This is a genomic window from Microcoleus sp. Pol1C5, from assembly GCF_036701115.1.
GTDB lineage: Bacteria > Cyanobacteriota > Cyanobacteriia > Cyanobacteriales > Microcoleaceae > Microcoleus.
Genome location: NZ_JAUBQE010000028.1, coordinates 66,689 through 91,937 on the forward strand (window position 1 = coordinate 66,689; position 25,249 = coordinate 91,937).

The 25,249-nt window shown below is 46.4% G+C and carries 23 protein-coding genes; 18 read left to right on the forward strand and 5 right to left on the reverse strand.

Annotated features, from left to right (window positions below; translation table 11 throughout):
- Positions 1 to 201 precede the first annotated feature (201 nt).
- The 6 genes from QUA23_RS16975 (at position 202) to QUA23_RS17000 (ending at position 2,223) form a co-directional block, all read left to right on the forward strand.
- The gene (locus QUA23_RS16975) at positions 202 to 612 is read left to right on the forward strand and encodes a Nif11-like leader peptide family natural product precursor (protein WP_333077282.1); all 411 of its coding nucleotides are present in this window, start codon (positions 202 to 204) and stop codon (positions 610 to 612) included.
- 46 nt (positions 613 to 658) lie between these two features.
- Complete coding sequence (locus QUA23_RS16980) at positions 659 to 862, forward strand: hypothetical protein (RefSeq protein WP_333077281.1); 204 nt, start codon at positions 659 to 661, stop codon at positions 860 to 862.
- 76 nt (positions 863 to 938) lie between these two features.
- Positions 939 to 1,205 carry a hypothetical protein gene (locus QUA23_RS16985; RefSeq protein WP_333077279.1) on the forward strand — a complete coding sequence of 89 codons (267 nt, stop codon included), beginning with the start codon at positions 939 to 941 and terminating at the stop codon, positions 1,203 to 1,205.
- Positions 1,206 to 1,269: 64 nt separating this feature from the next.
- Complete coding sequence (locus tag QUA23_RS16990) at positions 1,270 to 1,506, forward strand: hypothetical protein (protein ID WP_333077278.1); 237 nt, start codon at positions 1,270 to 1,272, stop codon at positions 1,504 to 1,506.
- A 64-nt stretch (positions 1,507 to 1,570) separates the two neighbouring features.
- A complete protein-coding gene (locus tag QUA23_RS16995) occupies positions 1,571 to 1,828 on the forward strand; it encodes a hypothetical protein (protein ID WP_333077277.1) in 258 nt (85 codons plus the stop codon).
- A 254-nt stretch (positions 1,829 to 2,082) separates the two neighbouring features.
- Positions 2,083 to 2,223 (forward strand): hypothetical protein, encoded by a 141-nt coding sequence (locus tag QUA23_RS17000; protein ID WP_333077276.1) that lies wholly within the window; start codon positions 2,083 to 2,085, stop codon positions 2,221 to 2,223.
- Between the two features lie 166 nt (positions 2,224 to 2,389).
- Here the strand turns inward: QUA23_RS17000 and QUA23_RS17005 are convergent, their stop codons facing one another.
- The 4 genes from QUA23_RS17005 to QUA23_RS17020 form a co-directional block, all read right to left on the reverse strand.
- A complete protein-coding gene (locus tag QUA23_RS17005; protein ID WP_333077275.1) occupies positions 2,390 to 5,347 on the reverse strand; it encodes an NHLP bacteriocin export ABC transporter permease/ATPase subunit in 2,958 nt (985 codons plus the stop codon).
- A 265-nt stretch (positions 5,348 to 5,612) separates the two neighbouring features.
- Complete coding sequence (locus QUA23_RS17010; RefSeq protein ID WP_333077274.1) at positions 5,613 to 7,820, reverse strand: NHLP family bacteriocin export ABC transporter peptidase/permease/ATPase subunit; 2,208 nt, start codon at positions 7,818 to 7,820, stop codon at positions 5,613 to 5,615.
- Between the two features lie 225 nt (positions 7,821 to 8,045).
- The gene (locus tag QUA23_RS17015) at positions 8,046 to 9,833 is read right to left on the reverse strand and encodes an NHLP bacteriocin system secretion protein (RefSeq protein ID WP_333077272.1); all 1,788 of its coding nucleotides are present in this window, start codon (positions 9,831 to 9,833) and stop codon (positions 8,046 to 8,048) included.
- 741 nt (positions 9,834 to 10,574) lie between these two features.
- Positions 10,575 to 10,724: an isochorismate synthase gene (locus tag QUA23_RS17020; protein WP_333049849.1), complete on the reverse strand. Its 150-nt coding sequence runs from the start codon at positions 10,722 to 10,724 to the stop codon at positions 10,575 to 10,577.
- A 499-nt stretch (positions 10,725 to 11,223) separates the two neighbouring features.
- On the opposite strand from QUA23_RS17020, the gene QUA23_RS17025 reads away from it, so the two are divergent.
- The 8 genes from QUA23_RS17025 to QUA23_RS17060 all read left to right on the forward strand — a co-directional run bounded on the left by QUA23_RS17025 (position 11,224) and on the right by QUA23_RS17060 (position 18,127).
- Positions 11,224 to 12,624: a nicotinate phosphoribosyltransferase gene (locus QUA23_RS17025; RefSeq protein WP_333077271.1), complete on the forward strand. Its 1,401-nt coding sequence runs from the start codon at positions 11,224 to 11,226 to the stop codon at positions 12,622 to 12,624.
- Between the two features lie 323 nt (positions 12,625 to 12,947).
- Positions 12,948 to 13,547 carry a nicotinate-nucleotide adenylyltransferase gene (locus tag QUA23_RS17030; protein WP_333077270.1) on the forward strand — a complete coding sequence of 200 codons (600 nt, stop codon included), beginning with the start codon at positions 12,948 to 12,950 and terminating at the stop codon, positions 13,545 to 13,547.
- Positions 13,508 to 14,257, forward strand: a complete 750-nt coding sequence (locus QUA23_RS17035; protein ID WP_333040239.1) for an NrtR DNA-binding winged helix domain-containing protein — start codon at positions 13,508 to 13,510, stop codon at positions 14,255 to 14,257. The genes QUA23_RS17030 and QUA23_RS17035 overlap by 40 nt, the downstream gene beginning before the upstream one ends.
- Positions 14,258 to 14,327: 70 nt before the next feature.
- Positions 14,328 to 14,621, forward strand: a complete 294-nt coding sequence (locus QUA23_RS17040) for an isochorismate lyase (protein ID WP_333040236.1) — start codon at positions 14,328 to 14,330, stop codon at positions 14,619 to 14,621.
- Positions 14,622 to 14,708: 87 nt separating this feature from the next.
- The gene (locus tag QUA23_RS17045; protein WP_333077269.1) at positions 14,709 to 16,439 is read left to right on the forward strand and encodes an NAD+ synthase; all 1,731 of its coding nucleotides are present in this window, start codon (positions 14,709 to 14,711) and stop codon (positions 16,437 to 16,439) included.
- Between the two features lie 19 nt (positions 16,440 to 16,458).
- Positions 16,459 to 17,388: a DUF192 domain-containing protein gene (locus QUA23_RS17050; RefSeq protein ID WP_333077268.1), complete on the forward strand. Its 930-nt coding sequence runs from the start codon at positions 16,459 to 16,461 to the stop codon at positions 17,386 to 17,388.
- 43 nt (positions 17,389 to 17,431) lie between these two features.
- On the forward strand, positions 17,432 to 17,764 hold the full coding sequence (gene crn3 / locus QUA23_RS17055; RefSeq protein WP_333077267.1) for a CRISPR-associated ring nuclease Crn3/Csx3: 333 nt from the start codon (positions 17,432 to 17,434) through the stop codon (positions 17,762 to 17,764).
- Between the two features lie 204 nt (positions 17,765 to 17,968).
- Entirely contained in the window at positions 17,969 to 18,127 is a 159-nt protein-coding gene (locus QUA23_RS17060; protein WP_333077266.1) for a GUN4 domain-containing protein, read from the forward strand.
- A 346-nt stretch (positions 18,128 to 18,473) separates the two neighbouring features.
- Here QUA23_RS17060 and QUA23_RS17065 read toward each other — a convergent pair whose 3' ends face one another.
- Complete coding sequence (locus QUA23_RS17065) at positions 18,474 to 19,379, reverse strand: LysR substrate-binding domain-containing protein (RefSeq protein WP_333077265.1); 906 nt, start codon at positions 19,377 to 19,379, stop codon at positions 18,474 to 18,476.
- 251 nt (positions 19,380 to 19,630) lie between these two features.
- Here QUA23_RS17065 and QUA23_RS17070 point away from each other — a divergent pair, with 251 nt between their 5' ends.
- The 4 genes from QUA23_RS17070 (at position 19,631) to QUA23_RS17085 (ending at position 25,163) form a co-directional block, all read left to right on the forward strand.
- Positions 19,631 to 20,527, forward strand: a complete 897-nt coding sequence (locus QUA23_RS17070; RefSeq protein WP_333077264.1) for an aspartoacylase — start codon at positions 19,631 to 19,633, stop codon at positions 20,525 to 20,527.
- Between the two features lie 170 nt (positions 20,528 to 20,697).
- A complete protein-coding gene (locus QUA23_RS17075) occupies positions 20,698 to 22,371 on the forward strand; it encodes a S8 family peptidase (protein WP_333077263.1) in 1,674 nt (557 codons plus the stop codon).
- Positions 22,372 to 22,583: 212 nt separating this feature from the next.
- The gene (locus QUA23_RS17080; protein WP_333077262.1) at positions 22,584 to 24,296 is read left to right on the forward strand and encodes a calcium-binding protein; all 1,713 of its coding nucleotides are present in this window, start codon (positions 22,584 to 22,586) and stop codon (positions 24,294 to 24,296) included.
- 255 nt (positions 24,297 to 24,551) lie between these two features.
- Positions 24,552 to 25,163, forward strand: coding sequence for a hypothetical protein (locus tag QUA23_RS17085; protein ID WP_333077261.1), 612 nt, complete (start codon positions 24,552 to 24,554; stop codon positions 25,161 to 25,163).
- The last annotated feature ends 86 nt before the right edge of the window (positions 25,164 to 25,249 follow it).

The following is a 25,249-nucleotide window of genomic DNA, read 5'->3' on the forward strand; positions in this document are numbered from 1 at the left end:
ATATACTTACGTGCGAGATTCGATACCTAGCCAAAAGTTCAGGTAATATCCTCCACTAAAGCTTAGGTAAAACAGGTATTTTTTTATAGTTGCAAAACTCAACTTAGAGCTAGCGACTTCGGCGGGGTAATTTTATAAACTAAATTTACGCAAAGACCAGCACTAGCTTAGCTGGAAAAAACAAATAAAGGAGCAAATCTCATGTCTTTTGAGTTTGAAAGCGTCAATCATTTTTTTCAAGAAGTCTCGCAAGATCCCGAACTCCAGCTACAGTTCCGATCGATAACGGATCGTCCCAGCTTAGTGAATAAAGTAGTGGAGCTTGGCAAAGAAAAAAGCTACAGTTTCTCCCCAACAGAAGTTTCAGAGTGGCTGGAGTCGATGACTGCCCAGCATCAGAGTCAGTCAGATACTTCAGGCGAGTTGTCTGACAGTGAATTGGAGGCTGTTGCTGGCGCTGGACCTGTTGGGGGTGCTATAGGATTTTTGGCAGGTGGTATAGGTGGATTTTTCAGCGCTCTTGTGACAGGAAAATTCGATGAGATCGGTGAGAAAATGGCAGAAGGAGCTGTTGCTGGGGGTGTCGTCGGTCTCCTTACTCCTGGAGCATAAGTAATCTTTTGTTGAATCCAACACCGAAATCAAAAGGAGCAATCAGATGGACAGCACTAATCAGTTTTCCGCAGAAGTCGATCGAGATTCTGTCGTGCAACAGCAACAGTCGCCAGCCAATTCTGTTGCTGAAGAATTGAACGATACGGAATTAGATGCGATCGCAGGCGGTTTTCTGTTCGGTCAGCTTGGTTACTGGCGTTTAGATACAGAGAATTTTAACTCAGTTGCGGGTAAAAAGGCTGGATAGGAAGCAACTTTCCTAGGAGTAAGTTCGATCGCTTTTGGAAGCAAAATTCACTAATTATCGAAGGAGAAAACATCTGATGGAAAGCAACAATCAATTTTTGCAAGAAGTACCCTCCGAGTCGCCCGCAATCACAGCATCCGCACCGGACAACTCAACCGATGAAGAATTGAGCGACTTGGAACTCGATGCGATCGCGGGCGGCTGTTCCGATATGGCCGATCGAGCTCGGGCTGCCGGTATCCCGGTTATCACAGCCAGTGGTCCAAGGCCCAACATTTTTGGTCGTGGTCTGCCCATGAACTTAATTGAAGAAATGCAGTCCTATTACGGACAGCAGAAATGAGCTGGTTGTAACTAGAAGCGATCGAGCTTCTGCTGAGTTTAAATATCCAAGGAGAAAACATCTGATGGAAAGCAACAATCTATTTTCCCAAGAATTACCGTCCGAGTCCTCCGCAATCACAGAATCCGAATCGGACAACTCAACTAATCAAGAATTGAACGAATTGGAATTAGATGCGATCGCGGGCGGTATGCGTGTTATCACAGCCAGCGGCCCAAAGCCCGACTTTTTGCGTTTTGGTGGTCCGTCCTTCCAAATAACTGAAAAAACGCTGTCCTATAATTGGGGACAGAAGCAATGAGCTGCTTGTAACTAGAAGCGATCGCGCTTCTGCTGAGTTTAAACATCCAAGGAGAAAACATCTGATGGAAAGCAACAATCAATTTTTGCAAGAATTACCATCCGAGTCGTCCCAAATCGCAGCATCAGAATTGGAAAATTCAACTAATCAAGAATTGAACGACTTGGAACTAGATGCGATCGCAGGCGGCCGTTCCGATATGGCCGATCGCGCTCGGGCTGCCGGTATGCCTGTGGTCACAACCAACAGTCCCCGACCTCATTTTAAAGGCCCCGCTATCAGTATGGAATTCTTTGAAGCATTAAGGCATTTCGATCGCTAACTGAAGAAATGAGCGGCTTGTAACTAAAAGCTATCGCGCTTCTGCTGAGTTTCAACACCCAAGGAGAAAATATCAATGGAAACCCAGTTTCTTAAATAAACTGGGTTTTTATTTACCTCACATCGTGTACGTGTGAATCCGTACTTCCTATAGGGGCGGTTTTTGCCAACCAAAATCGACTAAAAGTAATAATTTTGTCAACCTGCTTCTGCCTCTATAGCGCGTCTAAATCATTATATAAATATTTAAAAAATATGGATGCAATACAGCCACTATACCTCATGCAGCAAGCCCCCGCTCAGGGTAACACTACAATATTTAGCGTAGGCTTAATTATCCTCTGCTTGCTGTTGCTAATTTGGTTGTGGTTGCCGGATTTGCTAACAAAAGAATAAGCAGTTCGCCAACGAGCCATGTACGGGATGTAACGGATGTAACTGAGATGTTGCACAATTTTAAATAAGGGTTTTATGAACGGGCAAGATGCCCGTTTCACAAGAATTTCACTCTTTGTGGAACGGGCATCTTGCCCGTTCTTGAAAATGGTTTTACCTTGAATCCCTACTCCAACTGCCGCGCCACCAATCGAGCAAACAATCCCCCCTGTTTTACCAATTCCTCAAACGAACCGACTTCCACCAAACGGCCTGCTTCAATTACATAAATGCGATCGGCATTGCGAATCGTACTCAGGCGGTGGGCGATGACAACTCGCGTCACATTCAACTTATCCAAACTCTCAGTAACGATCGCCTGCGTGCGGTTGTCCAAAGCACTCGTAGCTTCATCCATCAGGATAACCTTTGGTTTGACAACCATTGCGCGGGCAATTAACAATCTCTGCCGCTGTCCTCCCGACAGATTCGTGCCACCCTCGCTGACAACCGTGTGCATTCCCATCGGCATTTGTTCGATATCGGCCGCTAAACCGGCCATTTGCGCGGCTTCCCAAGCTTCCTCCTGCGTTACCATCGCCCCGCAGGTAATATTGTCAAACATCGAACCGGCATTAATTCTGCCGTTTTGCAGCACTACTCCTAACTGCCGCCGCACAGCTTGAACGTCGAGGCCTGCTAAATCTTGATTGTCGTAATAAACAGTGCCGCTTTGTGCTATTTCAAATCCCAATAACAGCCGAAATAATGTTGATTTGCCACTCCCCGAAGTCCCGACGATCGCGATAAATTCCCCCGGTTGAATATTGATGCTGACATCATCTAAAATTGGGGGGCCGTCCTCCCGGTAGCGGAAAGTTGCCCTATCGACAGTAATTTGACCTTGCAAGCGGCCCGGATCGGCTTTTGTCGGGTCAGATTCCGGGATTCCCTGGACGATCGGTTTGGCTCGCTCCCACAGCGGTACAATTCCTAAAATATCAGTTACGGTATTGCTCAAGTCTGTGATGCCGGAAAGAAAAGTTCCGAAGGCGGAATTAAAAGCGAGAAACGTCCCCATATTCAGTCCGCCGCCTTCTGTTTGAGGAGTTTGCATAAACTGAATTGCAAACCAAAACATCAGAATAGAACTGACTAACGGCAGCGCTTCGTTAAATACAGAAACGCTGTCGTTTAGTCGTTTAATTCCCGTTCTTAGTTTAATTTGCTGGCTGTATTTTTTCGCCCAAGCTGCAAAGGCTCGCCCTTCGGCGGCCGCTACCCGCAACTTTGATACTCCGTTAATCAGTTCTACTGTCAGCCCGTTAATGTCGCCTTCTCCTGTTTCCATCTGCCGCTCTTTTGGGATTAAGAGCAAGCTCGATGTGACTGTTACTATAACCGCCAGAAAAGTTAAACCAATTCCGACTAAAGTCAGCGGCAGGCTGTAAACAAACATCAGCCCCAAATTCAGCAGGGAAAATATGGCGCTCAAAAGTGTCCGCTGCGTCGCGCCGCTGAGTTGGGCGCGAATTTGATTAACTGCTAATAAGCGAGTCAGCAAGTCGCCCGAAGAATAGCTGCGGAAAAACGCCGGTTTTAATCTCAGCAATCGATCCCAAACTGCCGGCTGGAGAGTGCCGCTGGCAGCATTTTCGATCCGCAGCGTCAGAATTGTTTGGGCCATGCTAAATACAGCCCGTCCGATCGCCGCAACTAACAATACCAGCCCTAACTGCCACAGTAACAAACGATCGCTGTCAGGAATAGCATCATTGACCAAAATCGAGGTAGCTTGCGGCGTCACCATCCCCAGCAGCGTTCCCAATATCCCCAGCCCGAAAGCAGGGATCGTGTCTTTTTCATAGCCCTTCGTCCCGAAGCGAAACAGTTCCGCAGCGTTGCGAACTAATAGCGGCAGCGGCCGGTAAAACATGAGAGTTTCTGACGACAACTCTTGGGCTATTGCTTTAGTTACCCGTTTGCGAGTGCGATCGATCGGATCGAACAAAGTATAACGCTCGCCCTTACCGGGCAGCAAAGCTACAGGTCGATTGTCCGACTTTGTATAAGCCAACAGCGGGCCGCAGTTTTGCCGCCACCAATCTCCAACCAACAACACCCGGCGGGTGCGAAATTGGGACGCTCGCGCGATCGCCTCCATCGGATCTTTAACTCGGCTGAAATCTTCGGAACCCGCCGGGGGATTGACTGTTATCCCTTGTGCCTTACCTACAGCCCCAGCAGCGATTAAAAGCGGCGTTCCTTCCTCAGACAAGGCAGTTTTCCGGGGATGCAGCACCTCGGTTAACTCTCCCAAAGCTGTCTGAGTCACTTGGCGGTTTAGCTGTTCGCGTTCCTGAAAGCGCCGGAATTCCTCTGCTTTTTGCTGGGAAACCAGCAAGTTCAAGCAGCAGCAAAAATACTCGTGCAGCAAAGCTAAACTCGGGCGCAGCCAGTCGGCATTTTCCACCTCTGCTGTTGAGAAAATTTGCACCTCAACTTCCCCGGATGCCACCAGCAGCATATTCCCAGCCAGGGGAAACGCTGGGGAAGCGGAATTTAACTTCAATTCCCCCACACTCGCATCGCCCGACGAGACGCGCACCCAGACAACTGTTCCCGGCGGCGATCGCAGCATTTGACCTTTTTGCAGCGATATCTGCTGCGAGGCTGCTACAACCGCAGTTTCTGGCGCAACTTTTTCCTCCGGCGCGTGAAGCGGATCTATCCCGTAGGGAATCGCCCGTTCTCCCAAATGCTGTATCCACCCTTCCACAAGCGATCTCGTTTTGCCGTCACCAGCAGCAACTAAAGCGGCACAATCTGCGATCGCGATCGGTTCCAGTTCCGTTTCGGCGATCGCGATCGCCAGAAGTCCCCAGCCAGGTTGTGAATTTTCTCCCCCCCCTTCTCCTTCTCCCCCCCGAAGCTTGGGGGGGGTAGCTGCGCCGAACAAAGCCTCGCCTGCACCGACGCTGAACAGATAATGGCGGTTTCCCGCAGGCTTCTCACTTTGTATCTTGGCTGCAAAAACTGCGATCGCGCCCGACTTAACAATCCATACCTGATACGGGTCATTCAGCAGCAGCGGTTCATTTCCTTTAATTCGGTGCAGTTTCTTAACAGGATTTAGATCGAGCATAGCTAGTAATTGGCGATTAGTAATATCAAGTCGGGCAGGGGTTTAAAGCCCTGCGTCAAAGAAGACAGTCGGATCGAATCGATCGGGCTAATCCACAGATCCGCCGGGGATTTTAATCCCCGTCTCATCGCTAAAGTCGGTTAAAACCGACTAAATAGCCAAATCAAACCATCATTCATTTCAGTCCTCTTCAGAGGACTTTAGCTCTTAGACAGGGAATTCATTCCCTGGCGGACTGTCGGGCTGGCTACTGTATTTCTGCTATTTATTGTTCGTTTCCAACCAAAAGAGCATAAGCTCCTCCCAGCTTTTGCAACTCCTCATGAGTGCCTCTCTGAACAACTTTCCCCCCTGCAAGCATAATAATTTCATCGCAATCTCGAATCGTGCTCAAACGGTGAGCAACCACAATACAAGAAGTACCGCGACGCCTCAAATTGCGATCGATAATTAACTCTGTTTCAGCATCCAAAGCACTCGTTGCTTCATCCAACACCAACACCGCCGGATTTCTCACTAACGCCCTGGCAATTTCCAAGCGCTGCCGCTGTCCGCCGCTCATATTTGTCCCCCCTTCATTGAGTTGAGCATCGTATCCTCCCGGCATATTCAAGATAAGTTCGTGAATTGCCGCATCAATGCACGCTTGCACTAAATCTGATTCCGGTACTGTCGGGTCCCAAAGCGTCAGATTTTCCCGAACTGTTCCGGCAAATAGAAATATCTCTTGTTCGACCATTGCCAGCGAATTCGCTAGGATAGAACGGGGGATAAAATTGCGAGGAACCCCGTCAAATAAAATTTCGCCATTCATTGGTTCGTAAAGCCCGGTCACGAGTTTGGCAATAGTAGATTTCCCCGAACCGCTTCCCCCGACTAACGCTACGCGCTGACCCGGTTTTACGGTTAAGTTCAAGTTTTCAATTAGCGGCGCTTCCAAACGGCTGTAGCCAAAACTGACACCGCGCAATTCAATGCTTCCTTGCAGGTGAAAAGCATCTGGTGCGATGGCGCTGCGGCTGTTTTCACTAAAAGAATCGCGGTCTGCTTCTGGATCTACAGGGTTTTGCAGAACGTCATCAAGTCGGCTTAAATCTGCTTCTAATTCTTGCAGAGTGCTGCCAAAATTGACTAGATTGTTGACTGGTCGCAGGAATTGTTGAGTGAGACTTTGATAGGCAATTAACATCCCGATACTCAAACCGCCGTTCATCACCCGCAAGCCCCCGACAACTAAGATAGCAGTTGCAGCTAATGCCGTTAAAAATGCTGGTAATATTGACAATATTTGAGTGGGCAAAGCCAATTCTTGCTGGGCGTTGCTCATTTTGGCATAGTACCCGGCAAACTTAGAAAATAAATCGAATTCTAAACCGCTAGCTTTGACAGTTTCTATAGATTGAATGCCTGCAATTGCAGCACCGCCAACCTTACCTGTTTCCTGAGCTAATCTGGTGTTAGCATCGACGCGGCTGCGGGATAAAGATTGCAGTGCCAAAAAGTTTAAGGCTGCAAAAACAGCAGCAACACTGGTCAATACCCAGTCGTACATAACCATCATTATTGCATAGAAAACCATCATCACCGCGTCGATCGCAGTTGCAGCAAGTTTCCCCGATAAAATTTCAGCAACCTTGTCATTAACTTGGCAGCGATTGCTAATTTCACCTGCAAACCGCTGGGCATAAAATCCCACAGGCAAGCGCAAAGTATGCCAGATAAACTGTCCCGACATCGAAATCGCCAGCTTGTTTGCCAGCCGCCGCAAATAGAAAAGTCGCATTCGCGCTAGCAGCCCTTGAACGGCCGCCGCCAACAGCATTCCCAGTATTAAAGGCCGCAGCCACTCGTGACGGTTTTCGACGAGAATTTCATCCACAAAAATTTGGGTAAATGCCGCGCCAGCCAAACGGGGAACAGTCAGTAATAAACCAGCAATTAAACAAAATGCGATCGCCCAGCGGGAACTTTGCAATCGGGAATCTAAAGCACGGGCAATACTCGGTTTTTTCCCACCTTTTTTAAACTCCGGCCCAGGCTCAAAAGTCAAAACAACGCCAGTATAAGCAGACTTAAATTCTTCTAGGGAAACAGTCCTCGGCCCCGATGCGGGGTCGTTGAGATAAACGCGCTTTTTCTTCATCCCCTCAACCACCAAAAAGTGATTGAAATTCCAAAAAACAATAAAAGGTGGCGGTACAGTTTCCAACTCTTCAACAGTTTTTTTAAACCCTTTAGCATCTAAGCCGTAAATTCGGGCTGCTTTCAGGATATTAGAAGCTTTACTGCCATCGCGAGAAACGCCGCACTCGCTCCGCAATTGGGCTAAAGGTACCGGGTGTTCGCAGTAACTCAAAATAATTCCTAAAGCAGCAGCACCGCATTCTACAGCTTCCATTTGCAGCAGTGTGGGAGTACGAACTCGCCTTAAGTTGCGCGGTGTAAAAAACTTGTGAATCCAGGGTATTTTCATGGGTTAGTAAAGCTAAAATTAATCATAAATTTTGCTTGTAGTCCAATCTAGATCGCCCTAAATCTCCCTTAACAAGGGGGACTTTGACTGCTCTTGTCCCCCCCTTCTTAAGGGGGGTTAGGGGGGATCTAGACTTCGATATAAACAAGAGAAACGGTCGGTGTAACCTATTTGTTGTCAGCAATTATCTCTCCCTAGGGACGAAAAAAAACTGACTAATAACGGTTAGTAAACCCCAGTCAAAGACCGAAAAATAGGAATCACGTAAGAAATCGGCGCTAACTGCCCGATTTGAACCCGAACTAGCGCCGTAGTACCGGGGGAAATCTTGAGAGGAGGCCCGTTCGAGGAAGACCATTTGTAACCGCTGACAGTGTTCGGATCTTGTTGCAATTCCACAAAAATTTGCACGGGAGCACCTCCGCCAGCGATGCTTTTTGCGATGCTGTCAGCCAAATTTTCATTGCCGATAATTGCCGACATATCTTGATTAGTAACCGGAAAAGGAGAAACTTGGGTTACTTTGCCGACAATGCCGCCGTAGCGTTCCCGCTTGACGACGCTAGGGGTAACTTGTACAGTCATTCCCGGTTTAATTTGCTTGCCGTCTCTGTCAGCAAAATAGACAAGACTGACCATTTTTTCGCGAGAATTCTCAGATTCAACTGTCCCGATTCTTGTACCGATGTTCAGCATTTGACCTGCAACGGCGCTAACTTCTAAAACGCGCCCGTCATATGGGCTGGTAATTTTGCTGTCGGCGGTCAACTGATTCTGTAAGTGGGCAATCTTGCGTTTAACTTCCTGAATTTGATTTGTTTGGGCGATGGACTTCTCTAAGTCTTGTTGAGCTAGTTTAACCGCTTGGGTTTCTATGTCTTTAATCTTAGTTTTTATTTCATCAATTTTGTTGAGGTTTTGCAGGTAATCTCGTTCGGCGTTACTTTTCAGAACTTTAAGTTCTTGGAGGTTGTTTTTAATTTCGTTAAGGCTGTTGAGATTTTGCAGGTACTCCCGTTCGGTATTGGTAGCTTCAACCTTGAGTTGCTGCCGGCTGTTTTTGATGTCGTCAATTTTATTGAGATTTTGCAGGAATTCGCGATCGCTATTGGTTTTCTGAACGTCGAGTTCCTTTAACTGCGTTTCAATATCCGCCAGTTGCATCTGAGAGTCTGCGAATTCCTGTCTCGCTTGCAGCATTACATCCTCGCTAATCGCCCTCTCTTCTTCGTAAAGAACGCGACGAGTTTCAAACCGCTGCTGTAAAGTTTCCACCAAAGAAGTGATGTGCTGTTTTCGCTGCAAAAGACTGTCGCGTTTTTTGGCGATCGCCGCCAGAGTTTGCTGCCGCAATATCGGCGCAACTTCTTCTCGCCGCAAACTTTCTTCCAAACTTTGGCGTTTTTCTGCTAATGCTGTCAGAGTTTGCTGCCGCAGTACCGGGGCAATTTGTTCTCGGCGCAAACTTTCTTCCAAACTTTGGCGTTTTTGCTCTAATGCCGCCATACTTTGCTGGTGCAATATCGGCGCAACTGACTCCCTGTTCAAGCTTTCTTGAAGGTCTTTTTGCTGCTGTTCGAGGGTTTTTAATTCCAGCGCCATCTGCTGTTTTTGCAGCTTATTAGTATCTTGCTTTTGGCCTTGCAGTTGGGATAATTTGGCTTTTTCTTGTTCTAGCTGCTGCTTGAGGTCGAGTTTATTAATTCTGCCGATTTCTTGACCCCGTTTAACAATATCTCCCGGCTTGATATTTAGCTTTAACAATTGACCGGAACTAGCAGCTTGAAATTGCACGACGCGGCGGGGCAGAAGCAACACGCCTTGACCGGAAACAGTCAGCGGAATTCGCCCGATCGCACTCCAAACCCCCGCAGCAGCAACTAAACAGCCAATTGCAGTTAGTGGCAGCCACGATCGAGGACTAACCACCTGCATCATTTCGTCGAGGCGTTCCGGTGAAGATAAGCGATCGATCGCTTCGGTAGTGAAAAGTTTGTTTTGTTTTACCTGCATCAGCTATTCCTTTCGAGAGTGCGATCGCGCTGCCAGCAGGGGTGTATTTGAAGGGGAAATTCCTTGCAAGTCAATTGAGGCACAAACAATTTCCCAACAAACGTTCAAAGCTTCCGTGCAATTACTTGAATCTTCTCACTCCTGTTTGCAGCTTGCCTGTAAAATCACTTTACGACAATTAACCCTCGTAAGACCTAACTAACAGTAGAGTTTTCAGCTAACAAAAAGACCAGCGTACAGCCAGTCTTCAGACGGGGAATGACCCGAACTTTCGGCTAGGTATCGCCCGCAGCCAGTGCCTACACATTGGTCATCAGTTAAGTTAAAAACACTTTTGTCAATGAGTAGAATTACTCTAAGGTATCGAAGTAGCAACTTAAAATGTGCTGCTAAGGATTGCTATATAGTTGGATTTTTGATAAGTTCACTAAACCAACCCCAGTGCAACAAAAGGCTCTAGATTTGCTGGGTGTTTCTCTGATTTGTACCCAGTCAACCGGGCGCCAAAATCTTTAAAAAGCTTACTCTACACTGAATAGGCTTTTTGTCAATTTGGGAAGTTCAGTGTAATTGGTGATTGGTAATTGTAGGTGGGGTAGAAGGAAGAGAAACCCCACCTACAATTACTATTAACAGTCAAAGTCACAAGTCAAAAGCTAACAGTCAACCGTTAATTGTTAACTGTTGACTGTTAAACTCAATGCCTGTGCCGAACTCGCTAGAAAATGCCTGAATGGCTGTTCATTCTCTCGATTTAGAACTTTTGGAGAGCTTACCCTCAAAAGGTTGAACTCCACTATTTGGATAGTTGTCATCGCTGGGGCTAAAAATCCGCACCGCTGCTTCCGAGACGTAACGCATCGCGTTTGCCAAAGATTTAGAAAGATTCATAGAATCTGCCTCTCTTGTCTGGGTTCTGATACTTTTAATATTACTCTGATTTTTGGGCTGTGGATGAGTTTAGCAATATTTATTTGAATTACTTATTGGTCTGCAACATTGAAGCAAGCTGAAGGTTTTAGGAATTACGCATTGTTGGACGATCAACCTTTTGCTGGTAGATTTTTCCTTGGTCAACTCAATCAGTGGCGATCGCAATCCCGACGCTCAGAAACCCGGTTTTCTACATCTTTCCAAGGGCTGGAACTAAATATGTTCGTAAAAAATCGGGAACGCTTGAGTGTTTGTACTTAATTCCTGAGTTTGTTAAAGTAAGTATTTATATTGATTTTACCATAATATTAATGTATAAATTAACCTAAATCCGGTATTAAAGGGCATAATCAGCGAATTTTTTCGACAATATCTGCAATCTTTATAAAAATTTTACAAAAATATATGGTATTATTCACTATAATTAAAAAAAAGAAGTTTGTCCGGGGTTTTTCTTATGGAAACTGCGACAGAAAGCCTGCAGCTCACAGGTTTTGAAGAAATATTAGAAGACCGGGAACTGACGGTTTCTTCAGCAGATTACAGCCTTTTGACCGATCTCTACCAGCTAACGATGGCCGCTTGTTACGTTGGGGAAGGGCTCGACGGGCGGGCCGCGAGTTTTGAATTATTCGCGCGCAGGCTGCCAGAGGGTTTTGGCTACGCGATCGCGATGGGTTTGACCCAAGTTATCGATTATTTGGAGAAATTTCGGTTTTCGCCGGCGCAAATTCAGGCTTTGCAGTCCACTGGGATTTTTGCCGGCGCCCCGGAGCGATTTTGGACTTTACTCGCCACAGCCCGCTTTAGTGGCGATGTTTGGGCGGTGCCGGAGGGGACGGCGGTGTTTGCCAACGAGCCTCTGCTGCGAATTGAGGCTCCTCTGTGGCAGGCTCAGTTGGTGGAAACTTATTTGTTGAATGCCATAAATTATCAAACTTTGATTGCGACGCGGGCAGCGCGGCTGCGGGATGTGGCGGGTCCGGAGGCTAAGTTGCTGGAATTCGGGACGCGCAGGGCTTTTGGGCCTCAAGCTGCTGTTTGGGCTGCTAGGGCGGCCCTGGCTGCGGGGTTCGATGGAACTTCTAATGTTTTGGCTGCTTTGAAGTTGGGGCGCAAGCCTGTCGGTACGATCGCCCATGCTCTGGTAATGGCTGTGGCGGCTCTAGAAGGCAGCGAGAATCAGGCGTTTGCAGCTTTTCACCGCTATTTTCCGGGGGCGCCCCTGCTGATCGATACTTACGATACTGTCGCGGCGGCGCGGATGTTGGCCGATCGAGTAAACAGCGGTGAAATGCAGTTGGAAGGCGTGCGGCTCGATTCTGGCGATTTGGCGGTGCTGTCTCGGGAAGTTCGATCGATCCTTCCGGGCGTTCCAATTTTTGCTAGTGGCGATTTGGACGATCGAGAAATTGCTAAATTAAAAAGTAGCGGTGCTTGCATTGACGGTTACGGTTTGGGAACCAAGTTGGTCAGCGGTTCCCCTGTCAACGGTGTTTATAAGTTGGTGGAAATTGATGGAATTCCGGTGATGAAAGAGGCAAGTGGCAAGGTAACATATCCAGGAAGAAAGCAAATTTTTAGACATATTGAAAATGGGCAAATTCTCGGAGATTGTTTGGGATTGTCGGGAGAAACTATTCACAATTGCGATTCTTACTTACCATTAATGGAGTTGGTTGTCAAGGATGGCAAACGAGTCCTGAACCCGGAAAGTTTGGAGGAGATAGCCAAACGCACTGCTGCTTCAGTCGCCAGTCTTCGACCCGAAACTCGCCAACTTGACAACCCGATTTCGCCGTCGGTGGAAATTTCTACCGATTTGCAGAGTCTCACCCAAAAAACGAAAAAGAGTTAGTAGTTAGTAGTCAGTGGTTATTGGTGTTAACTTAAGACTAAAATCCATGATAAATCTCGTTTCTAGCTTAGCCTCGATCCCCCTAAATCCCCCTTAAGAAGGGGGACTTTGAGAGCTGACAGTCCCCTCTTTTTTGAAGGGAGACTTCGATCGCTCCAGTCCCCCCCTTTTTGAGGGGGGTTAGGGGGGATCGAGGGGTTAATTATCAAACAGCAGGCTGGAACTACGTTTGATATTAATTTGACACGCTTTGGTCATTAGTATGTAGTTCAATTCCCCATTCCCAATTCCCCATTAACTATTAACAATATTACCGATTACCTATGCAGAAGATTGCTCTTTTTGGAACCAGTGCCGATCCGCCCACAGCGGGACATAAAACTATTCTGAGTTGGCTTTCCCAACATTTTGATTGGGTAGCAGTTTGGGCGTCGGACAATCCTTTTAAGTCGCACCAAACTTCTCTAGAACACCGATCGGCAATGCTGCTGTTAATGATTCAAGAAATTAATTCGCCCAGACACAATCTTTGTTTGCATCCAGAACTCAGCAGTTCGAGGACGGTGGAAACTGTGGAACAAGCCAGATTGCTGTGGCCTAATGCAGATTTGACGCTGGTAATAGGTTCCGACTTGGTGGGGCAACTGTCTCGCTGGTACAAATTTGAAGAATTGTTAAAAAAAGTCGAGTTGCTGATAGTACCGCGACCCGGTTATCCGTCAGAGCAAATAGATTTGTGGCAGTTGAGGCGCCTGGGTGCAGACGTGGCGATCGCATCTTTGAGCGCTCCCAATGTTTCTTCTACTTCCTATCGGGAAACAGGAGACAGGGAAGCTCTGACTCCGACCATCGAAGATTACATCCATAGGGAGCATTTGTACGCATGGCACGAGGCACAAAAAAGAGCGAGGGTTGCTCATTAGCTGACTTTAAAGTAGGAGTAGATAATGTTATTTTTTCCGTCGATACCGTGCAGAACCGCTTGTTGGTGCTGTTGGTAATGCGGCAAGACGAACCGTTTATCGATTCTTGGAGTCTTCCCGGTACTTTGGTGCGTCAGGGCGAGTCTCTTGAAAATGCGGCTTACCGAATTTTGTCTGAGAAAATTCGGGTAAAAAATTTGTATTTGGAGCAATTGTATACTTTCGGAGAACCGGGGCGCGATCCTCGGGAAGTTACCAGGGGCGATCGTTATCTTTCGGTTAGTTATTTTGCTTTGGTACGCTTTGAAGAAGCTGAGTTAATTGCTGGGAGTGTAGTCGCTGGTGTCGGGCACCGTGTCGGCGGTATTGCTTGGTATCCCGTGCAACAAGTTCCTAAGCTGGCCTTCGATCACAATCAAATTCTCGAATACGGATATCGGCGACTGCGTAACAAACTTGAATACAGCCCGGTAGCTTTTGAAGTTTTGCCGGAACTTTTTACTTTGAGCGATTTGTATCAACTTTATACAACTATTTTGGGGGAAAATTTTTCTGATTATTCTAATTTTAGAGCTCGATTGTTGAAATTGGGTTTTTTGTGCGATACCGGTGTTAAGGTTTCGCGCGGGGCGGGCCGCCCTGCTAGTTTGTACCGCTTTGATGCGGCCGCTTTTGCTCCTTTCAAAAATAAGCCACTGGTGTTTATCTAGCTGTTCCTTGGATGACATTCTGGGATCAATTTAGTAACATTAGAATAGAAGCTATTAAGGAGTGCAGACGATGAAAGACCCTGATGAATGCGCTAATATTCACGAAGTTCGGGAGGAAATTGATATCATCGATCGAGAAGTGATCGATGCTTTGAGCAAGAGATTTCAATACGTCATCGCGGCAGCAAGGTTCAAAACGAGTGAAGCTAGCGTTCGATCGTCGGATCGCTTTCAGGCTATGTTACAGCAGCGGCGCGAGTGGGCTAAAGAATCGGGTTTGAATCCTGATGTGGTGGAAAATATTTACCGGGATTTGGTAAATTATTATATTGAGGAAGAGTTAAAACATTACAAATCTGAGTAAGTTTTCGCTACATTCAAATCTAGGACTATAGGAAAGTGAGTCCGCGCGGGCGGATTGTTAGCAATATTTATTAAGTGATTTGGTGATATGAAAATTGCGATCGCACAACTCAATCCTACTATTGGTGATATCTTGGGCAACTCCAACCTAATTCTGGAGGCTGCGAAAAAAGCTGAGGTTGAGGGCGCAAACTTATTGCTAACACCGGAACTTTCCCTGATCGGTTATCCGCCGCGCGATTTGTTAATTAATCCGAGTTTCATTGCAGATGCAGGTGCACAGTTGCAGCAACTGGCGCAAGCTTTGCCACGAAAGTTGGCAGTTATAGTAGGCACAGCCTTACCTAATGCTAAGGCTGTTAAACTCGGCGGAAAATCATTGTTTAATAGCGCTGTTTTGTTGCAAAATGGCGCCGTCAAACAAGTTTTTCATAAACGCTTGTTGCCTACTTATGATGTATTTGATGAAGATAGATATTTTGAACCTGGAGAAAACAGCAATTACTTTTCTATTGGCGAAGTCAAAATTGGCGTGACAATTTGTGAAGATTTGTGGAACAATGAAGAGTTTTGGGGTAAACGCAGTTACGCGGGCGATCCTGTTTCCGATCTGGCAAAATTGGGCGTAGATTTAGTGGTGAATTTGTCGGCATCGCCTTACTGTGCGGGGAAGCGGGGAGTGCGATCGGCGATGTTGCAGCACAGCGTCATCCGCTGCGCGATACCGATTATTTACGCTAATCAGGTAGGGGGAAATGACGATATTATTTTTGACGGCAGCAGTTTTGCTGTGAATCGAAAGGGTAATTTGATTCAGGTATTAGCTTCTTTTGAAACGGATTTTGCGATGCTGAAATATGACGCAGCTAAACAAGATTTAGTTGGCAGCCATCAGCAAAATGCAGCAGGAATTAAGGCGACGCCGTTGAGTTTTTATCCTGCCGAGGGAGATGCAGAAATTTGGGCGGCTTTGGTTTTGGGAGTGCGAGATTATGTCCGCAAGTGCGGTTTTTCTAAGGTTGTACTCGGTTTGAGTGGGGGGATAGATTCGGCTTTGGTGGCGGCGATCGCCAGTTGCGCGCTCGGGTACGAAAATGTTCTAGGGGTGCTGATGCCTTCTCCTTACAGTTCGGATCATTCGGTTAATGATGCTTTGGAATTAGCCCGCAATCTGGGCATCGCGATCGAACTATTGCCGATCGGCGATTTGATGAAAACTTACGATCGCACTCTCGCCGATTTGTTTATCAATACAACTTTCGGGATTGCTGAGGAAAATATTCAATCGCGGATTCGAGGCAATCTGTTGATGGCAATTTCTAATAAGTTCGGACATTTGCTGCTTTCTACGGGCAATAAGTCGGAAATGGCGGTGGGTTACTGCACTCTCTACGGCGATATGAATGGGGGATTGGCAGTGATTTCTGATGTCCCGAAAACTCGCGTGTATTCGCTTTGTAGGTGGCTGAATTATGGGAGAGAGAAAATTAAAAATCAGGCTGACTTGGGAAAGGAAATTATTCCGGTTAATATTATTACTAAGCCGCCGAGTGCGGAACTAAAACCGGGTCAAATTGACCAAGATTCTTTGCCGGATTACGATGTTTTGGACGAGATCTTGCAGCGGTTGATAGAAAATCACGAATCGGTCCAACAAATTGTCGCTGCAGGACACGATGAAGCCGTGGTTAAACGTGTAGTAAAATTAGTGAGGCAAGCGGAGTTTAAACGGCGGCAAGCAGCCCCGGGTTTGAAAATTAGCGATCGAGCTTTTGGTACCGGTTGGCGGATGCCGATCGCCAAATCTTCCTTCTATTAAACGCATCATTAAACGCAAAATGGTTAACATCGACGGTAGTTTCGGCTTCGATTTTCTCCTGGGAACTCTCAGCAACGATACGATTAGAGGATTTGCGGGTAATGATACTATTCAAGGTTTGGGGGGAAATGACCGAATTTTTGGCGATCGGGAAAATGATTTGCTAGCAGGAAATGAAGGCGCTGATACGCTGTCTGGCGGTCAGGGAAGCGATACAATCTATGGAGGACAAGACTCCGATTGGATATTTGGCGATCGGGGTAACGATTTGCTAATAGGCGGCGAAGGCGGGGATATCTTGACAGGAGGCGCGGGGGAGGATTTATTTGTGGTTGAAATAACCTCCGCCGCATCTACTATTACTGAAGCCGATATAATTACAGATTTTGGCAACGGCAATGATAAAATTGTTTTGACAGAAGGCATGAAGTTTAGCGATTTAGAGCTTTCTGTTGGCGACAACCAAACTATTATGAAATATAAAAAATCGGGCAAATATTTAGGAGTTGTTTCGGGAAATTCTAATCTGACTGAATCCAACTTTATTTCGCTGTTTGGCGGACTAGATAGAGGTCAGCTTTTGCCAATTTCGGTTAACACGATTATAGCCGATCGCGCGATCGGACTGGAAGTGGCGCAAACTCCCCAAGAACAAGCCACAGGTTTAATGTTTCGGACAGAATTACCGGAGAACAGAGGAATGTTTTTCCCGATAGAACCAGCGCGAAACGTGCGTTTTTGGATGAAAAACGTGTTTATTGAGCTCGATATGGTTTTTCTGCGGGAAGGCGTAGTGCAGGCAATAATTCCTAACGTACCGCCGTGTTTGAGCGAAACCTGCCCCAACTACGGCCCGGATGTTCCCGTTGACGGAGTTATTGAACTCAGAGGCGGAAGAGCGGCACAATTGGGACTCAAAGTTGGCGATCGGATTCCCAATTTACCCTAAAAGGTATATGATTTTATCGCAGCCTTAAACATTTGTGCATCCAATGAATCCTATTGAATTAAAAATAATTCCCCATCAAACTCAAGACGGTTTAGCTTACCAACATTTGCGCTTGCGTATTACAACTCAAGACGGTATCATCACGCCAAATGATTTACAAGGTTTGAAACTTCCTCAAGACGTTCAATTGAGCCAAGGAATTGTCATTGAAGGTAGAGGAGCAATTTGGCTGTACGGGTATTTAGTACACGAATGTCATCCTGCGGCTTGGGTTGGATGTTACGATCCGCGATTAGAAGGTGCCGTGGTAGTAGCGACGCACAAGCACGAGGTATCAGTTGGACAGGTATTAAAATTGAATTTACCGAGCGATTAAGACTCTCCGTAGCGGGTGTAGCGGCTTTGGTTTTGAATGCCAATCCGACTCTTACTCCGGCTCAAGTTGAGTATATCTTGACGACAACAGCCAAACCAAATGGGATAATAGCCTAGAAAGAATAGGCAGCAACTTTTCATAAACATTAGTCGATCGCCATACACCCGCGCGAATCTGTTTTGTCCCCACCTCCGCGCGGATGGGATGTGGATGCAATCCAGCAATGGCAAATATGGATTGACTTCGCAGTTAGAAGTTTGGCAGAAACTCGGCGGTTCTAGTTGTCGAACTTGTGAAGGTCAAATTCAAAATTTTAGCAAGCAAGTAGGATGGAACATGAGCTCGCAAGTAATCCCTATATAAGACGAGTTTCCAGGCTAGTATCCAACAGTTGCTGCCTGAAGTTGGCAAAGTTATGTTGACAGCGATAAAAGCATAACTAGGTACTGTCTTTTTGCTGGCGCGCAGACATGACAAGCGTGGAGAGTTACAAAATTTAACCTGTTTTCTACTTTCGCCAATTGCGGCAAGTAACAGTTAATACAGCATATTCCAGGTTCATGAACTACAGTAGCAGCTATATTGTGTGGTGTTAATCTGAAGGGTGCGGATCTGCGAGATATTGGATAAAACTTGCAGATTGTTGATGGCCACGCACCTTACTTGCTGGACTTTTCAAAGCTTTTGACCTATGCCTGTTTCTCACAAATCATTTAGGATGGCTATAAATTGAGATGGGTTTAATAATATTGAGGAATTGCTGCAAAATGGTGGACGAATGATTAGGCCGCCAAACAGCAGTTAATTGAGTGGTTGTCGTTTGTTCCTGAATCTGACGATAGACCACTCCTTCGCGTTGAAGATTCTGTACGTAAGATGGCAGAATGCTGATACCTGTTTCGCCTGCGACTAATCCCAAAATTGTGACCATAAAGACGGCTGTTTGAGCAACTTTAGGAACAAACCCTGCTTGCGAACATACATGGTAAATTTCTTCAGATAAGCCAGCCACAATCTGATGAAGTGGCATTACAAATTCTTGATCCTTTAGGTCGGAAAGCGAAATTTTGGATTGGGCTGTAAGCGGATGGTTTTTGGGTAAAACGACGACAAGTGGTTCTTGCGTGAGAGACATCGTTTCTAAATCATTGGCTTCAGAAATATCGTGGTAGAGATAGAGAAAAATGATATCAGTCTGGCGATCGCGCAACCTCTGAATTAAGAAAGCACTGTGTTCTTCCTGCAAAATCAGTTGTACCTCTGGATATTGCTGTCGAAAAGTTCGCAGAATCTCTGGAAAGACACCATTCGCGATCGAACTGGGAAAACCCACCGTCAAATAACCCAATTCACCCTGATCGATGCGCTGGGTTTTATGTACCGCTTGTTCTAACTTTACCAAAGTTGCGCGAGCTTCTTCTAAAAACGCCTGTCCTGCTGGGGTTAGCTGAATCGGGTGACTTTTGCGATCGAATAGCTTCACACCCAGTTCAGCCTCTAAATCTTTAATTTGTTGACTTAGGGGGGGTTGGGCAATGTGCAATCGCTTTGCCGCGCGACTAAAGCTCAGTTCGTCTGCCACTGCAATGAAGTAACGAAGATGGCGAAGTTCCATAGGTTATACGATTTTAGATTTTAGATTTGAGAATTGAACGATTGGGAATGAATGATTACTATCATGATTTGGAGCACGGGCCTACAGTTACATTCTCTTTTGTAACGGGGATTAAATACTATATTTTTTAAGTATATTTTTATATAAAAAATAGTATTTGACATATAGCACTAGCTTCTTTATCTTGAAAGTAATAGTTATAAGTTTCGGCACGAAATACCCATTTAAGTATTGCTTAATGAGGATTATTCATGATTTCGCAAGTAATTCGACGAGTTGCAGTTGTGGGAGGAACCCACGGAAACGAGTTGACTGGGGTTTATCTGATTAAGAAGTTTCAACAATTCCCAGACTTACTGAAACGATCGAGCTTTGAGGTGGTTACTCTATTAGCTAATCCTCAAGCAGTAAAGTCCAATCGGCGTTATGTCGATCGCGATTTGAACCGTTGCTTTGCCGAGGAAGATTTGTCTAACCCAGATTTGATTGGTTACGAGAACAGACGTGCTAAGGAAATCTCCGCCCAACTATGTCCGAAAGACGAACATGGGGCTGATGCGATCGTTGACCTTCACAGCACAACGGCCAACATGGGGCTGACAATTTTACCATCTAGCAAACATCCATTCAATTTGCAATTATTAGCTTATTTGAGTGAGATTGAGCCCTCACTGCGAGTTTGTTTCGGAGAGCATTCTGGTGAGGATGCCCCAATGCTTCGATCGCTCTCTGCTTTGGGTTGCACCGTAGAAGTTGGGCCGATCGCCCAGGGAGTCGTCAATGCCCGTCAGCTTCAGCAAACCGAAATGCTGGTTCACGCCATTCTGGATTATCTCGATGCACAAAATCGGGGAAAGCAGTTTCCTACACCATCATATTTAACTGTATATCAGGCGATCGGCTCGGTAGACTATCCCAGAAATTCAGTAGGTGAACTGCAAGCCGCGATCCATCCCCAACTTCAGTTCAAAGACTATGAACCTTTACATCCCGGTGAACCGATGTTTCTCACATTTACGGGAGAATCACTCCCCTATCAAGGAGAATCTACTGTTTTCCCTGTATTCATTAACGAAGCTGCCTATTACGAAAAACACATAGCGATGGTTTTGACGCAAAAACAACAGCTTCAGCTTGAAACGGCATAACTTCCCGAAAAATATGACTTTTATGAAATTAGGGTTATGACTTTTATGAATTCAAGCAATGAATTTATGAATAGACTTATCATCTCGCATCGGGAATAATCTTAATTAATTTAAAATCCAGCATTGTCTCCCCTAAACACCAGTGAATCTCAAATTATCAGGAGTGAATTATGGAAAGTACGCTCGGTATATTTGCAATCGATCGCGAACAGCAGATCACAGCAGCATTAACAACCTTTGGTAACAGCGGTCAGCTTAATTTTTTCACTGCATCCCGTCTATTTAATGGTAGCATCCCCACCCACGGCTTTGACACGGCTAACTTGAAAGCGATCGCGATCGGCGAACAAGGACAAATAGCAGATTTTCTAGTATCCCCCAAAAGCGAGAGCCTCAGTTACTCAGCCAACAATCAAGTCGCTAGCGGTACATCTGCTGCTCAACCAAAATCGAACTCAGATGCGATCGCTGTCGGCACAGATCCCCTAACAGGAACGAGAACGGCTAATCAGTTGAATTTATCAGACCCAGGCAACTCCTTAGCAACTGCACGCAATATTGGTGTTGCTGATAACAATCGCCTCACATCCAATGATTTTGTCGGAGTTGACGATAACGATGATTATTACCGCTTTACTATTAACAACAATAGCGATTTAAGCTTGCGTATCGATGTTTTGAATGGGGCAGGTATCGAGTTGATTCAAGATAAAAATCGCAACGGTGAGGCTGATTATGATGAACTTCTTGGCAGGGATTATGCCTCAGCAGGTGCATCCGGCGAGATAAATTTATTCAACCTGACTCCTGGAGATTACTATGTCGCAGTTTATAGTTTCTCTGGCTATAAGAATTACAACCTGAATCTTGCTGCAACGCCTGCTACTGGTTTTAGCAGCAATTACGGATACGGTTTAGTGGATGCAAATGCAGCAGTAGCCCGCACTTTTAACAGTCCTGTTAAGTTCCCCGAAGTTCCTAATTTAGGCGGTAATGATTGGGCAAGAGACATGGTAAATGCGCCGGAAGTTTGGCAGGGGGGAATTACCGGAAATGGGATTGTTGTAGCTGTCGTGGATAGCGGTGTTGACTACACCCATCTCGATTTAGATGCCAATATTTGGCAGAATGCGGATGAGATTCCCAATAACCGAATTGACGACGATCGCAACGGATATATTGATGATATCCGGGGTTGGGATTTTGCGTGGAACGACAACAACCCAATGGATTGGAACGGTCACGGGACTCACGTAGCAGGCGCGATCGCGGCTGAACGCAATGGTTTTCACATCACAGGAGTTGCCCCCAATGCCAAGATTATGCCTGTCAAGGTGTCGGACCCGTCGTATAACTGGAACATCAATAATATTGCAGAAGGAATTCGCTATGCTGCTAATAATGGAGCCAATGTAATTAACCTCAGCTTGAGCGATTATCGGTTATCTTCCAAGGTAATTGAGGACGCAGTTCAGTATGCAAATAGTAAAGGCTCTGTTGTCGTCATGTCAGCAGGAAATGATTATTCCAGCCAACCAGATTATCCAGCTACAAATGCCGATCGCTTCGGAATTGCTGTCGGAGGAATAGATAGAAATAGCAAGATTGCTGACTTTTCTAACCGTGCAGGTTCTAAACCTTTGGATTACATAGTTGCACCGGGAGTAGATGTTGTTTCTACAACTCCTTATAACACCTACAACAAGAAAACCGGCACGTCAATGGCAGCCCCTCACGTAGCGGGTGTAGCGGCTTTAGTTTTGAATGCAAATCCGAATCTAACTCCGGCTCAGGTTGAGCAAATTTTGACTTCAACAGCCAACCCAAATGAGATAATAGCCTAGGAAAAATAGGCAGCAACTATTAGACCTCTCCAGAAATGCAAGTCTTGAACAGGCAGGATGCCTGTTCCACAATAATATAATTTTTGGAGAAGTCTATTCAGAAACATTAGTCGATCGCCCTACAAGCGCGCGAATCTGTTTTGTCAGAAGCTTCGGGCGATCGACAAAACTCTCGTCAATTTAGCAAATTTGCAATTTTAGTGTGAGGACTTATGACTATTACTCGCGTCTCTGTTGACTCAGCAGGCAATCAGGCGAACGGCTTCTCCAACAATTCCTCCATCTCAGCCGATGGGCGGTTTGTAGCATTTCAATCTAATGCCTTCAACCTCGTGCCCGGGGATACTAACGGTAGCAGCGACATCTTCGTGCGGGACACGCTCACCAATACCACCACCCGCGTCTCAGTAGACTCAGCAGGCAATCCGGGGAACAGCTTCTCCTTCTCTCCCTCCATCTCAGCCGACGGGCGGTTTGTAGTATTTCAATCTAATGCCTCCAACCTCGTGCCGGGGGATACTAACAATCTCTATGACATCTTCGTGCGGGACTTGTCAACCAATACAACTACCCGCGTCTCTGTAGACTCAGCAGGCAATCCGGGGAACGGTAGCGTCAGCTATTCCTCCATCTCAGGCGACGGAAGGTTTGTAGCGTTTGAATCTAATGCCACCAACTTCGTGCCGGGGGATACTAACAATCAACCGGACATCTTTGTGCGGGACTTGTCAACCAACACCACCACCCGCGTCTCTGTAGACTCAGCAGGCAATCAGGCAAACGACTTTTCCCTATTCCCCTCCATCTCCGCCGACGGGCGGTTTGTGGCGTTTACTTCTTATGCAACCAACCTCGTGCCGGGGAATACTAACAATGCTGGCGACATCTTCGTGCGGGACTTGTCAACCAACACCACCATCCGCGTCTCAGTAGACTCAGCAGGCAATCCGGGGAACAGCAGCTCCCGCTATCCCTCCATCTCAGGCGACGGGCGGTTTGTGGTGTTTAACTCTGATGCCTCCAACCTCGTGCCGGGAGACACGAACAATGCTCAGGATGTCTTCGTGCGCGACTTGTTAACCAATACCACCACCCGCGTCTCTGTAGACTCAGCAGGCAATCAGGGGGACAAAACCTCCTTCGCTGCTCCCTCCATCTCAGCCGACGGGCGGTTTGTGGCGTTTAACTCTGATGCTTCCAACCTGGTGCCGGGGGATACTAACAATCAAACCGACATCTTCGTGCGGGACTTGTTAACCAATACCACCACCCGCGTCTCTGTAGACTCAGCAGGCAATCAGGGGAACAGCTTCTCCGCCGACATCTCCGCCATCCCGGCGAACGGACCGAAAGTCTCGGCGAACGGACAGAAAGTGTCGTTTGAATCAGATGCCTCCAACCTCGTGCCGGGAGACACGAACAATGCTAAGGATGTCTTTGTTTCTGACATCGGCAGCACTCCAGGCGGCGGCAATAACCCTCCAAACGTCATCAACGGCACGAACGGCAACGACAACCTGACAGGCACTCCCGGCAACGACACCATCAACGGTTTGGCAGGCGATGACGTGCTGACTGGTTTGCGGGCCAACGATATCATCAATGGTGGCGACGGCAGCGATAACCTGTCTGGCGGCAAAGGTTTTGACACCCTCAACGGCGGTTTGGGCAACGATATTCTACTCGGTGGCGTGGGCAACGATGTATTTGTTTTAGGTGCGGGATTGGGAGTTGATACCATCTCTGATTTCGCCAACTCTCAAGATACCTTTAAATTAATCAATGGCTTGACTTTCGGACAGCTATCAATTTCCCCTGGAACTAACGGCACATTAATTAGAGTAGCCAGCAGCGGTGAAGTTTTAGCTTCTTTGATAGGCGTTGCTCCGAACCTCATCGGCCCTGAAGATTTCCTCTCTGTTTAGATATCTGCCGATTCTCAATTGCCTAGTGTAGAAAGACAGCACGGCGCTTTGTCCTTTTACCGAATATTTCACCTTTACTCAAAGAACGCGAGCGCGACTTACGCACTCCGACAGAGCAACCGGGTTTTTTACCGAATTTGCGGGTCACAACGCAGTATTTTCGTAAAAAACCCGGTTTCTGAACCCCCGTAAACAAGCCCTAGCAAAAAATGGTTTGACGCGCAATATACTGTTGTTGGCTTTTAGTTATTAATTATGGCAAATTACAGAACTGTCTTGTTGTTCAATAGTTTAACTTTAGTGCTAGTTGGGCTAGTGACGGCGTGTCTGAGTTTATTTGGTTCTTCGGTAAAAGGGTTATTTTTGCCCCCTTGCTCTGCCACGTATCCGGGTGCAGGTTTCTTTTTTTTGGCGTTTCAAATGTTATTTTATTTATCGGTAATGGTGTGCGCTTTTACCTTTGGATTGCTGAGAATTATTCAACCAGAGCGCCCAGAAAATCGATTTATTTTATATTCGGCACTGTTTGCCGGTTGCTTTCTGTTCAATGAAGTTTTTCGCACCCACGTTCATCTGGGACGTGCGGGTTTCCCGAAAGTGACAATTGTCATATTTTACGCCGTGCTGGCTGTTGCATACGGATTAGCTTTTCGGAGACAAATTCGCTCGACTCCCTATGTTTTACTGCTGAGTGGCGTTGGTTTGTTATTTGTTGCCTTTTTTGCAGAAGCGCTGCCTTTAAAAAACGAGATAATTTCGAGCTTGCTGGAGGGAATACCGAAGCTGTGGAGCGGAATTAATATTGCACTTTATTTTTGGTTTTTGTGTCAGGGCTTGATAGTGCGATCGCTCAATTTATCCCAATAAAATCATATTCAGAATACTTGGTTCACTTCCTGCGAACTCAAGGACATTTTATTTGTTAGTAATTACGCTCATCAACCCGTTTCTAC